This is a genomic window from Vibrio sp. RE86, assembly GCF_013114545.1.
Taxonomy (GTDB): domain Bacteria; phylum Pseudomonadota; class Gammaproteobacteria; order Enterobacterales; family Vibrionaceae; genus Vibrio.
Map to the genome: position 1 here is coordinate 1 of NZ_VTXI01000024.1, position 11,565 is coordinate 11,565.

At 46.0% G+C, this 11,565-nt stretch carries 11 protein-coding genes; 3 read left to right on the forward strand and 8 right to left on the reverse strand.

From position 1 onward, the window contains the following. Window positions 1–126 precede the first annotated feature (126 nt). Window positions 127–1,236 (reverse strand): CNNM domain-containing protein, encoded by a 1,110-nt coding sequence (locus tag F0231_RS18055; protein WP_171761090.1) that lies wholly within the window; start codon window positions 1,234–1,236, stop codon window positions 127–129. Between the two features lie 330 nt (window positions 1,237–1,566). On the opposite strand from F0231_RS18055, the gene hupA reads away from it, so the two are divergent. Both hupA and F0231_RS18065 read left to right on the forward strand, forming a co-directional pair. Next, a complete protein-coding gene (gene hupA, locus F0231_RS18060) occupies window positions 1,567–1,839 on the forward strand; it encodes a nucleoid-associated protein HU-alpha (RefSeq protein ID WP_171761091.1) in 273 nt (90 codons plus the stop codon). 88 nt (window positions 1,840–1,927) lie between these two features. Beyond that, window positions 1,928–2,620: a DUF1481 domain-containing protein gene (locus tag F0231_RS18065; protein WP_171761146.1), complete on the forward strand. Its 693-nt coding sequence runs from the start codon at window positions 1,928–1,930 to the stop codon at window positions 2,618–2,620. A 99-nt stretch (window positions 2,621–2,719) separates the two neighbouring features. Here the strand turns inward: F0231_RS18065 and purD are convergent, their stop codons facing one another. Both purD and purH read right to left on the reverse strand, forming a co-directional pair. Then, window positions 2,720–4,009 carry a phosphoribosylamine--glycine ligase gene (gene purD, locus F0231_RS18070; RefSeq protein WP_171761092.1) on the reverse strand — a complete coding sequence of 430 codons (1,290 nt, stop codon included), beginning with the start codon at window positions 4,007–4,009 and terminating at the stop codon, window positions 2,720–2,722. A gap of 86 nt (window positions 4,010–4,095) precedes the next feature. Then, window positions 4,096–5,688 (reverse strand): bifunctional phosphoribosylaminoimidazolecarboxamide formyltransferase/IMP cyclohydrolase, encoded by a 1,593-nt coding sequence (purH, locus tag F0231_RS18075; protein WP_171761093.1) that lies wholly within the window; start codon window positions 5,686–5,688, stop codon window positions 4,096–4,098. A 284-nt stretch (window positions 5,689–5,972) separates the two neighbouring features. Here purH and zntR point away from each other — a divergent pair, with 284 nt between their 5' ends. Then, window positions 5,973–6,404, forward strand: a complete 432-nt coding sequence (zntR, locus tag F0231_RS18080; protein ID WP_171761094.1) for a Zn(2+)-responsive transcriptional regulator — start codon at window positions 5,973–5,975, stop codon at window positions 6,402–6,404. Between the two features lie 12 nt (window positions 6,405–6,416). Here the strand turns inward: zntR and F0231_RS18085 are convergent, their stop codons facing one another. From F0231_RS18085 to F0231_RS18105, 5 genes are all read right to left on the reverse strand, one after another. Further along, on the reverse strand, window positions 6,417–7,394 hold the full coding sequence (locus F0231_RS18085; RefSeq protein ID WP_171761095.1) for a GGDEF domain-containing protein: 978 nt from the start codon (window positions 7,392–7,394) through the stop codon (window positions 6,417–6,419). Between the two features lie 191 nt (window positions 7,395–7,585). After that, a complete protein-coding gene (fis, locus tag F0231_RS18090; RefSeq protein WP_000462885.1) occupies window positions 7,586–7,882 on the reverse strand; it encodes a DNA-binding transcriptional regulator Fis in 297 nt (98 codons plus the stop codon). 23 nt (window positions 7,883–7,905) lie between these two features. Next, window positions 7,906–8,874 carry a tRNA dihydrouridine synthase DusB gene (gene dusB / locus F0231_RS18095; protein WP_171761096.1) on the reverse strand — a complete coding sequence of 323 codons (969 nt, stop codon included), beginning with the start codon at window positions 8,872–8,874 and terminating at the stop codon, window positions 7,906–7,908. 139 nt (window positions 8,875–9,013) lie between these two features. Next, a complete protein-coding gene (gene prmA, locus F0231_RS18100) occupies window positions 9,014–9,901 on the reverse strand; it encodes a 50S ribosomal protein L11 methyltransferase (protein ID WP_171761097.1) in 888 nt (295 codons plus the stop codon). Window positions 9,902–10,051: 150 nt separating this feature from the next. After that, window positions 10,052–11,416 carry a DUF4397 domain-containing protein gene (locus F0231_RS18105; protein WP_171761098.1) on the reverse strand — a complete coding sequence of 455 codons (1,365 nt, stop codon included), beginning with the start codon at window positions 11,414–11,416 and terminating at the stop codon, window positions 10,052–10,054. Window positions 11,417–11,565 lie beyond the last annotated feature (149 nt).

Sequence of the window (11,565 nt, forward strand, 5' to 3'; positions counted from 1 at the left end):
TCTTAGAAACATAAAAAATCCGAGTGCATGGAATACACTCGGATTTTGACACCTTGGAAGGATCGTTCAACCGATCATTTAACCCTTAACTGATCGGCATTAGAGCCTTGGCTCCCTTTATTGTTGTTATGACTTGTTCTCTTTCGAGTCATCCGTACTTGAAGGTTTTTCTAGCTCTTCATCGTCGTCATCGCGATTTTCGATAACGCCATGTTTCTCTTTCCACTTTTCCCAGCGGTCGAACGCAAGCTCTTGCATGTCTGTGGTTCGGTCGGCTTCATCGACAATCTCTTCACCAACTAGGTGTTCGAATACGTCTTCTAAGGTCAAAATGCCTTGAATCGTACCGTATTCATCGACCACCATCGCCAGTTGTAAACGGTTTGCCATCATCTGCTCAAACGCTTTTGGTAGGGCAATCGTATTAAACAGTACATGTACAGGGCGCATAACGGCACCAAGTTGCTTCTCACCGCTGCCAGCTTGTTGAAGTTTGAACAGCTCTAGACGGTGAACAAAACCAATGATGTTATCTTTCGACTGGCTATAAACCAGTGGACGTGAGAACGGAGTCTCTTTGTGCTCATTTAAAAACTCATTGATTGTCATTTCCGCATCCACTCGGAAAACGACTGGGCGAGGCGTCATCACTTGAGTTACTGGCACATCTTGAATGCCTAGCAGGTTGTTAAGAATCTTCGATTCTCCTTCTGCAAACTCACCACTCTCTTTCGCTAGGATTGCCATTGCTGATAGCTCATCACGCATTTTTGGCGCTTCGTGACCACGAGCCAGACGCTTTGTGATTTGCTCTGAGAACCACACAAACGGTGTTAGAGCCCAGACCATCCAACGTAGAACAAGTGCCGAGCTTGGCGCTAGTTGACGCCAGTACGTTGCCCCTATCGTTTTAGGAACAATTTCAGACAGCACCAGAATGCCTAGAGTGAGGACACCAGAGAATACACCTAACCACTCGCTACCGAATACGACAGCAGCTTGTGCACCGGCACTTGCAGCACCAATCGTGTGAGCAATGGTGTTTAAGGTCAAAATTGAAGCCAGTGGGCGGTCGATATCCGCTTTAAGCTTTGCTAGTGGCTCTGCTGCAGGGTGACCTTGCTGGCGCAACTGGGCAATGTAACTGGGTGAGATACTCAGAAGAACCGCTTCTAAAACGGAGCAAATAAACGATACGCCAATCGCTACGGTGACGTATATAGTTAGCAACAACATAAGTGTCCTATATCGGTTTATGCCCACTTCTCACTTTGCATGAAAAGGCCTACTTTCCATACCTGAGCATGATTGAAATGAGCATTTTATATTCGCTATAAGCCCCGCAGTATCAGGCTTTACGGGCTTTCGCTTGTTTATAAATAAGGCCAATTGGGGTTAAAAACAAGTATTAACTATTACTGACAGAGTAACAAATTGTGAGTTAATGCTCAGATTATGGTTAAAAGTACGTCATGAAAGCGAAAGATCGCTTACAAACCTTTGCCAGATGGGGCATTTATGATTTAGAGTGAGTTGAATTCGATAACATATGAGAAGGGAAACCTAATGAACAAGACCCAATTAATCGACTTTATCGCAGAGAAAGCAGATCTATCTAAAGCACAAGCTAAAGCTGCTCTTGAAGCAACTCTTGAAGGTGTGACTGATGCACTTAAAGAGGGTGACCAAGTTCAACTAATTGGTTTTGGTACGTTCAAAGTTAACCACCGTGCAGCACGTACTGGTCGTAACCCAAAAACTGGTGACGAAATCCAAATCGCTGCAGCTAACGTTCCTGCATTCGTATCAGGCAAAGCACTGAAAGACGCAGTAAAATAATTTCGTACTGCTTTCAGAGTTTTAAGCTCTAGATTGATATAATACGCCAAGGTAGAGCTCTATCTTGGCGTATATTTATTTTATGACTATGAAAAGAATATTCTTACCTTCACTAATCGCCTCTCTACTGATTGGCTGCTCATCAAGCGTGTCTACGCCCAACCTTGACCAGTTCTCAAATTACACTGGCGGTCAAACGATGGGTGATGCGATTAGCCTCTATTGGTATACAGAGCGCCTGACTTTCCCTTATACCGCTGCTGATCATGTTACAGCAGGAGATTATGGTTGGTACAAGACCGACTATCGCTGGGGTGAAGGAGAGCTACGAGAGTTGATTCGTGAAGGGGAGCAACTAAAAAGTGCTGAGTTAGTGCCGTATCGCATCCATGTTCGCTTTAACAAGAACGAAGACGCGGTTTATCAGCAATATCGATTAGATGGGAAGGTATTGCCACTCAAAGCCGATAAGATTGCGTGGTTAAAACAAGAAGCACTGCATATCGTCGAAAAGACCAAGCAGCAGAGTAGTGATGGGACCCGACTGATTCAAGGATATTGGGATGGTTCTAGCTTTGATACTTGCTCAGGTAAAAACTATGAGCAAGTTGAGTTTAACGCGACACTGCCAAGCTTTGTGGTTAACCGTCTTGCAGCAGTAGATAGTTATGCCGCATTTATTGGTTCGACACGTAGTAATAAAGTGGTGGTAGAAGAGCTTCTAATGCTCTCAGACGACAGTTACGATTGTATTGAGCGCCCTAGCTTAATTGAAGAATAAACGTCAAGATTGGGCTTAAAGAGCGATTAACAACATTCAAAAGAAAAGGCTTGGTTTTTACACCAAGCCTTTTGCATTTTAGCCAACTGATATTGTTATTTACTTTTCTTGCTCACGAGCAATTGCACGGTAGCCGATGTCGTTGCGGTGGAACATGCCATTCCAGCTAACCTGCTTCGCTAGTGCGTATGCTTGCTCTTGCGCTTCAGATACGCTGTTACCGAGCGCAGTGGCACAAAGAACGCGACCGCCGTTAGTCACAACTTCACCCGCTTCGTTATTTGCTGTACCTGCATGGAAGATCTTTTGACCTTCAACTTCGTCTGTCGGTAGGGAGATAACATCACCTTTTGCGTAATCTGCTGGGTAGCCACCTGCTGCTAGGACAACACCGATAGAAGCGCGTGGATCCCATTTTGATTCTGCTTCGTCCAGCTTCTCATCGATTGCCATTAGGCATAGCTCGACAAGGTCTGACTCCATACGCATCATGATAGGTTGCGTTTCTGGGTCGCCAAATCGACAGTTGTATTCGATAACTTTAGGAGTACCGTCTGCTGCAATCATAAGGCCAGCGTAAAGGAAACCAGTGTATGGTGCGCCTTCTGCGTCCATACCACGTACCGTTGGATAGACAACTTCTTCAAGAATACGATTGTGGATTTCAGGAGTAACCACTGGTGCTGGAGAGTAAGCCCCCATACCGCCAGTGTTAGGGCCAGTATCTTTGTCGCCGACACGTTTGTGGTCTTGGCTGGTGGCCATAGGCAGTACGCTAGAGCCGTCAACCATCACGATGAAGCTTGCTTCTTCGCCTTCTAGGAACTCTTCGATAACTACGCGGCTACCAGCTTCGCCAAATGCGTTGCCTGCTAGCATGTCTTTGATTGCGTCTTCTGCTTCTTCTAGGGTCATCGCAACGATAACGCCTTTACCCGCAGCAAGACCGTCAGCTTTAACTACGATAGGAGCCCCTTGCTCACGAACGTAAGCGATAGCTGGCTCAATCTCAGTGAAGTTCGCGTAAGCACCTGTTGGGATGTCGTGACGAGCTAGGAAATCTTTAGTGAACGCCTTTGAGCCTTCTAGCTGTGCTGCTGCTTCTGTTGGGCCAAAGATTGGCAGACCAGCTTCACGGAAAGCATCAACCACACCGATAACGAGTGGCGCTTCAGGGCCGACGATAGTCAGTTCAATCGCTTTTTCTTTTGCAAACGCTACAAGCGCTTCAATATCTTCAACGCCGATTGCTACGTTCTCTAGCTTAGGCTCAAGAGCAGTACCTGCATTACCTGGAGCAACGAATACTGTTTCAACATTTGGGTTTTGTGCTGCTTTCCAGCCTAGTGCGTGCTCACGACCGCCGGCACCAATAATAAGAACTCGCATTGTAAAATCCTTAACTTAAATTGCTTAAGCCTCGAGAGCAACTCGAGGCTTTGAATTGTTTCTAGGGTTTAGAAACCAAGTGATTATTAATGATTAAAGTGACGCATACCCGTAAAGATCATCGCCATGCCATGCTCATCTGCTGCAGCGATCACTTCGTCATCACGCATAGAGCCACCTGGTTGGATAACACACTTGATTCCAGCTTCAGCCGCCGCGTCGATACCGTCACGGAATGGGAAGAATGCATCTGATGCCATCACACAACCTTCAACCTGTAGACCTTCGTCTGCAGCTTTGATACCTGCGATCTTGGCAGAGTAAACGCGGCTCATTTGGCCTGCGCCCACACCGATAGTCATGTCACCTTTCGAGTAAACGATCGCGTTAGATTTTACGTACTTCGCTACTTTCCAGCAGAACAATGCGTCTTTTAGCTCTTCTGCTGTTGGTTGACGCTTAGAAACCACTTTAAGGTCATCGAGAGTTACCATGCCTTGGTCACGATCCTGAACCAGTAGGCCACCGTTAACGCGTTTTACGTCAAAGCCAGTCGTTTTAGTTGTCCACTCACCACACTCAAGTAGGCGAAGGTTTTTCTTAGCTGCTACGATTTCTACCGCTTCAGCAGAAACTGATGGCGCGATGATGACTTCAACGAATTGACGCTCAGTGATAGCCGTTGCTGTTGCTGCGTCTAGTTCGCGGTTGAATGCGATGATGCCGCCAAATGCTGACGTTGGGTCTGTTTTGAACGCACGGTCGTAAGCTTCTAGGATGTCTTCACCTAGTGCTACACCACATGGGTTGGCGTGCTTAACGATGACACATGCTGGCTCGTCAAACTCTTTCACACACTCAAGTGCAGCGTCTGTGTCAGCGATGTTGTTGTAAGAAAGTGCTTTACCTTGGATTTGGCGAGCAGTAGATACTGATGCTTCTTCAGGGTTTGCTTCAACGTAGAATGCTGCTGCTTGGTGGCTGTTTTCACCGTAGCGCATATCTTGCTTCTTCTTGAACTGTTGGTTGAACGTGCGAGGGAATTTAGACTCTTCGTCACCTTCTTTGTTCTCGCCGTAGCTAGGAACCATAGTGCCGAAGTAGTTTGCGATCATGCCGTCGTAAGAGGCAGTGTGCTCGAATGCTGCGATAGCTAGGTCGAAGCGAGTCTCTAGAGTAAGAGATTTCTCGTTTTCGTCCATTTCTGCGATAACGCGGTCGTAGTCGCCAGCGTTAACAACGATAGTTACGTCTTTGTGGTTTTTCGCCGCTGAGCGAACCATTGTTGGGCCACCGATGTCGATGTTCTCAACAGCGTCAGCAAGCGTACAGCCTTCTTTAGCAACGGTTTCTGCGAATGGGTATAGGTTAACCACAACCATATCGATAGGGTTGATACCGTGAGTTTCCATCACGTCATCATCTTGGCCACGACGACCTAGGACACCACCGTGTACTTTCGGGTGAAGAGTCTTAACACGACCGTCCATCATTTCTGGGAAACCAGTGTAATCTGATACCTCAGTTACAGAGATGCCTTTTTCTGCCAGTAGGCGAGCCGTACCACCAGTTGATAGAATATCAACGCCACGGTTAGCTAGAGCTTGTGCAAACTCAACGATACCAGTTTTGTCTGATACGCTGATTAGAGCGCGGCGAATAGGACGAGCGTTAGTCATGCTTCAATTCCTCAAAGTCACAGAGTTAATATGAAAGATAAAGATATTTGCCAAAAGTGAACTTGTTCTTACTCTTAAATCTCAGTCTAGGAGTAAGATATTGGCCAGTTTTGGTAAAGACCTTTCCAGTAAACACTGGTGTAAAAACAGTCTCTGAGTTTGATGGCGCACATTCTAACTAATTTATTACAAAAAAGCTCGCGCAATCGTTTGGCATCGCAAAATAATTGCAAAAAACTCAGCTTTACTCGATAAAAGTAACGAAACAGTTAATAGGAAAAGTTATGTTTCAGATAGGCGAACTGGCTAAACGCTGTAAAGTGACGGCAGATACACTACGATTCTACGAGAAAAACCAACTCATCAACCCCGCGGGGCGCAGTGAATCTGGTTATCGTCTTTATAATGAAGAAAATCAGAATCAGGTGAGTTTCATTCTTAAAGCTAAAGATCTTGGGCTGAGTTTGGATGAGATCCGAGAGCTGCTGGAGATAAAACTGGAAGCGACAGAGCATAGCTGTGCAGAGGTGAAAGCGATCACTACGGCTAAGTTAAATGTTATCGATGACAAGATTAATGAGCTAACGCGAATTCGAACCGCACTGAAGAAGATTAATGATGCATGTTGTGGTGATATTGACGATGATGCGAGCCACTGTTCGATTTTAGGCGCTTTAGCCAGCGACGAAGAGCATCAGGATTCTTGTTGTAACTAGGGTCAACAGAACCTAAGAGGCTTTACGTATGTTGGCCTTGAGGTTTTCGCTGCTTTTGATTTCAGGCAGGGTAGGGTAATACAAGGTGACTTGATTTCGCCCCGTTTGCTTCGAGTAGTACATCGCTTTGTCAGCTTGAACCAACAATTCTCTTACTGAGCTTGTCAGGTTAGTTAACTCTGCAATACCGATACTTACCGTTGGGTAAATGATGTGGTTATCGACTCTGCATGGTGTTGATTCTATCGACTGGCGAATTCGCTCAGCGATATCGTAAGCTTGAATCGCGGTAGTGTGGGTTAGAACCACGCCAAATTCTTCTCCACCCAGTCGTCCAATATAATCACAAGACCTTACAGAGCCTTGGCAAATGTGAGCAACTTGAGTGATGACTTCATCCCCTGATAAATGACCGACTTGGTCGTTTATCTCTTTAAAGTGGTCGATATCCACCATCAAACAGGCTAACAAAGGTTGCTTAGGTTTATCAAACTCTCGCTCGAGTCCTTGTAAAAAGGCGCGGCGATTCAACACACCCGTTAGCTCATCAGTCTCAGCTTGTTTCTTGAGTTCTGCTTCATGAAGGTAAGCTTGAGTGATCTCGCGTTCTTGCCACAACACGTAGCGTGTCCCGTTAGAAAGCGTGAGTGCTTTAAAGGTTGCTTCAAACCAGCGTTGCTCGTGATCACCCCATGCTTGCAATTGATCGATGGAAGCATCAAGTAGTTGAGTGGGAGTAAGAGAATAACGGAATCGGCTAGGCTTGCCACTTTGTAAGGCATTGTGAAAATGCTTTAGAAGCAGCTGAGCAAGAGACGTGGGCTTAAGATCTGCAAGGTGTTGATATTGTGGTTTGTATGAACAACAGGCAGTTTGGTTTTTATCTGCAAAGCACTCAATGATTTGTCCCTCAGGATTTAGGACCATCAAGCGATCTGGCTGCTCTTGTAATAAGAGGCTAAGCCATTCTTCTCTTTGCATATTAACCATGTAAAGGCGCCTAGACGTTAACGTAATTGAGCATTATATCGATTTCTTATAAATTTGCGCAATCGCAATAGATCACACAATGGTGAATATTTGTTCACCTGACATTGCTGGTAACAATATAAGCAGTAAATAAAAAGCCGGGCCCACAATTGTGAGCCCGGCTTTTGAAAATAAGATATTCGAATGAACGATTAGTTCATGCCGTATTTCTTAAGTTTCTTGCGAAGAGTACCGCGGTTGATACCCATCATAGTTGCTGCGCGAGTTTGGTTACCGCGAGTGTACTGCATGATAGTATCTAGTAGTGGCTGTTCAACTTCAGCTAGAACTAATTCGTATAGTTCTGTTACTTCTTGACCGTTAAGTTGTGCCAAGTAGTTTTTAAGAGATGCTTTAACAGAGTCACGCAAAGGCTTTTGTGTAATCTGGTCTTGCGACGTTACTGTAGTTACTGTTAATGCTTCTGAAGTCAGATTTTGTTCGAACATATTCGGTCTAGCTCTTCTCTTAATTATGATGCAACGTTATCAAAATAACCTTCTAACGCCTCAAGTTGCAGCTCAGCTGCGTCGATTGCGTTGAAGGTACGGCGAAACTCACTCGCTTGTTCATGTTCTTTTAAGTACCAGCCTACGTGCTTACGCGCGATTCGCGGACCTAGATACTCTCCATAAAAATCATGCAGAGCATTCACATGACCAAGCAGGATGTCTTTCACTTCCGAGTACGGAAGATCAGGCATCGTGGTGCCGTTTTCCAAAAAGTGTTGGATTTCCTGAAAAATCCACGGACGACCTTGGGCAGGGCGTCCAATCATTAAAGCGTCTGCCCCAGTGTACTCTAGGACAAATTTTGCTTTCTCTGGGCTATCGATATCACCGTTAGCAATAACCGGAATAGAGATCGCTTCCTTGACCGCTTTAATGCTGTCGTATTCGGCCTCACCTTTGTACATACAGGCTTTGGTTCGCCCGTGTAAGGCTAAAGCTTGTATGCCGCAGTCTTCGGCTAACTTAGCGATTTGGACACAGTTTTTATTATCTGTATCCCAGCCAGTACGAGTCTTTAGTGTCACAGGGACATCCACTGCATTCACAACAGCCTTTAGAATATCTTCAATGATATTTGGGTACTGAAGTAGTGCAGAGCCCGCTAGCTTCTTATTCACTTTCTTTGCTGGACAACCCATGTTGATGTCGATGATTTGCGCACCGTTTTCAACACTAAACTGAGCAGCGTCGGCCATAAGCTGTGGGTCGGCTCCCGCAATTTGTACAGAACGAATGCCCGATTCGCCTTCATGTACCATGCGTTGCTTCGACTTTGACGTTTTCCATAGTTTTGGATTTGACGACATCATTTCACTGACGGCCATACCAGCACCATAGCGGAGACACAACTCACGGAACGGTCTATCAGTCACACCTGCCATAGGGGCAACGATGAGATTATTCTTAAGTTGGTGGTTTCCGATTTTCAAAACGTCTTCACAGTTCTAACCGAGCAAGGGCGCGCATTTTACGCATTTTTTAGCGCTGTGAAAAGACTAATATTTGAGCATTTACAAATTGTTTTCGCAAAATGCCCAAAAATCAGTCAATTATCTCGCAAAGTCTTGTCTAGCCTTGCTTGCGACCAGAGATGCGACACCATTCACTTTGCTCTTTGATAGGATCAATGTGAAGCTCATCACGGTAATAGTTGGCAACATCTTCTGCTTGAGTATCTAAAACACCAGACATAGCTAAAGCGCCATTTGGCTTAACCAGTGATTTAATAATTGAAGAGAGCTCGCGTAAAGGGCCTGCCAAAATATTCGCAACAACGACATCAGCGATTAGGCCTTCAGGTTGCTTTTGAGGTAGGAATACTTCTAACTGTTCAGCGACGCCATTGCGTTCAGCGTTATCTTTTGAGGCAATCAGTGCTTGAGGATCAATGTCGATCCCGATGACTTTTTCTGCGCCTAGTTTGATCGCAGCGATCGCAAGGATGCCAGAGCCACAACCAAAGTCGATAACGGTTTTTCCTGACAGGTCTAGGCCTTCAAGCCATTCTAAACACAGTGCTGTTGTTGGGTGAGTACCTGTACCGAAAGCGAGGCCAGGATCCAGCATTACGTTGACCGCGTCTGGTTCAGGGATTTCACGCCAGCTTGGGCAAATCCAAAGACGTTCACCGAACTTCATTGGGTGGAAGTTATCCATCCATTCACGTTCCCAATCTTTGTCTTCAAGCTGTTCAACTTTGTAAGCGAAACCTTCAGGAAGCAGATTACTTAGTTTGGTCTGCTCGATAATAAAGTTGGTGTCTGCTTCTGCGTCATAAAGCGCGAGGATATCAGTATCACCCCACAAGCGCGTTTCACCAGGTAACGGCTCAAATACAGGGGTATCGTGCGCATCTAAAAAGGTGACAGACAGTGCGCCAGTTTCTTCCATTAACATATCGCCGATCTGTTCAGCGTTATCATTGGTCGCGTTGAGTTTGATTTGAATCCAAGGCATGAGTATGAGCTCTTTACATTGATTGATGTGATTTGGCGCAGAGTTTAGCAGGTTTTAAGGTTATTTACCCACCAATTACATCATTCACATTAGGATCCCAAAAGCCCGCCGAATAGAGTCGGTGGGCTTGCTCAACGATAGTATGAAGAGTTAATCATCGAGGCTAAGTGCTCCTACGCCTGACCCTGTACTAGGGTCATCAACCGCGACAAGTGTCGTGATTGAGCCACCAGTGAGGTTGAGTAGTACAGGACCGACTGCAATGACACTGCTGTTGTTGGCTGGCGTAATCATGACATAAACATCGCTTGGGCTGATAGGTAGTAGCCCAGTGTCAGCCTCATAGACAATATCTTCTAGAATCACATCATCGTTACTTGGAGTTGCATCGGCACTAACATAAATATCGACAGTGCCAGCAAGGGTAGAGGCATGAATTGCTCTCAATTTTGCTTCTGTGGTGACTCTGCGTACATCGTCTTCCACAACATAGAGTTTGTCATTGCTGAGTCCATCGCCCAAATCACCTATCGCGATCGCGGTATATGTGGTGTTCGCCGCTAAGTCAGTGGTAAGAGCAAGGTCGGCAACAAAAGTAGAGGTCCCTGTTTGTGCCACTGTAAACGCCGTAGAGCCAGCGTCTAATGCTAGGTAATCGGTTTGAGCTTTAAACGTGAGGTTTTCAAGTGGACTTGAAGCTGCGGGGGCAACGCCATCGACGTAAACATCTACTCCTGGTGCATCAGAGATACCATGCACAACGCGAATGTCAGCGCCGCTGTTAACGTCCTGAACGACAAGGGAAGAATCACCAGTGTCGATCAATAGGGTTACAGGAGAAGCGCCCGCTGAAGTATTATCGGTTGCTGCGACGAACCAATCCGCACCGGCAGGGACGCTTACCGTACCTGAGTCAAAGAACACAGTAGTTGAATCATTTGGATCGGTGATTCTGACTTGATAGTCGCCGTCCGCGACATCAACGGCGGAGGTAACACCTAAATAGGAAACGTCGTCAGCGAAGGGTGAAGCCAGAGAGAGCTCGGCTCCCGGAGCGGTGATAAACACATCGACGGTCGGCGCATCTGGTGCGGAGTGCATGACTTGGACTCGAGCTTGGCTCGGAGATACATCTTCGCGAGAACTAAGTTGCGGACCAAACCCCTTACCATCAGAACCGTCAGAGCTCACTTTACCTGTCGCAACGAGGTTGTATTCGTCGGTGTTGGCAAAGTTGAAATCGGCAGGACCAATTACGGTTGACGTTGAACCGTCGGCGAGAATCGCGTCGACTTGAATCGAGCGTGTCCCTGCTTTAACGCGCAGAGCACCGGAACTTTGTTGATAATCAACGCCGCTGAGTACAGTCTTGCCATCAACCAACACGTTGACCTTTGGCGCATCAGGCGCGGCATGATAAACGCGGAGCTGTGAATAGGTCAAAGAGTCGGAGTTACAGGCAACAAGTGTGCCTCCAATAAGTGTTGCTGCAATGGTTTTGTGGATGAGGTGCATGACGAGATTCCTTGTCGAGTAATTTCACTCTCAGGTACGCCTGCTTTGTAAGATGGATCAGATATAAAAAAGGGGATGTTTGGCCGTTAAATCTAAAATCATCGATTTAAATTAACTAAAACAAAAGTTTAATTTGATAGAAGTGATAA

Bases quoted from the DNA above. Each gene is read 5' to 3' on its own strand.
- F0231_RS18105 (WP_171761098.1), bottom strand. From the start codon at position 11,416: ATGCACCTCATCCACAAAACCATTGCAGCAACACTTATTGGAGGCACA.
- prmA (WP_171761097.1), bottom strand. From the start codon at position 9,901: ATGCCTTGGATTCAAATCAAACTCAACGCGACCAATGATAACGCTGAA.
- fis (WP_000462885.1), bottom strand. From the start codon at position 7,882: ATGTTCGAACAAAATCTGACTTCAGAAGCATTAACAGTAACTACAGTA.
- F0231_RS18085 (WP_171761095.1), bottom strand. From the start codon at position 7,394: ATGGTTAATATGCAAAGAGAAGAATGGCTTAGCCTCTTATTACAAGAG.
- F0231_RS18055 (WP_171761090.1), bottom strand. From the start codon at position 1,236: ATGTTGTTGCTAACTATATACGTCACCGTAGCGATTGGCGTATCGTTT.
- F0231_RS18065 (WP_171761146.1), top strand. From the start codon at position 1,928: ATGAAAAGAATATTCTTACCTTCACTAATCGCCTCTCTACTGATTGGC.
- purD (WP_171761092.1), bottom strand. From the start codon at position 4,009: ATGCGAGTTCTTATTATTGGTGCCGGCGGTCGTGAGCACGCACTAGGC.
- zntR (WP_171761094.1), top strand. From the start codon at position 5,973: ATGTTTCAGATAGGCGAACTGGCTAAACGCTGTAAAGTGACGGCAGAT.
- hupA (WP_171761091.1), top strand. From the start codon at position 1,567: ATGAACAAGACCCAATTAATCGACTTTATCGCAGAGAAAGCAGATCTA.
- purH (WP_171761093.1), bottom strand. From the start codon at position 5,688: ATGACTAACGCTCGTCCTATTCGCCGCGCTCTAATCAGCGTATCAGAC.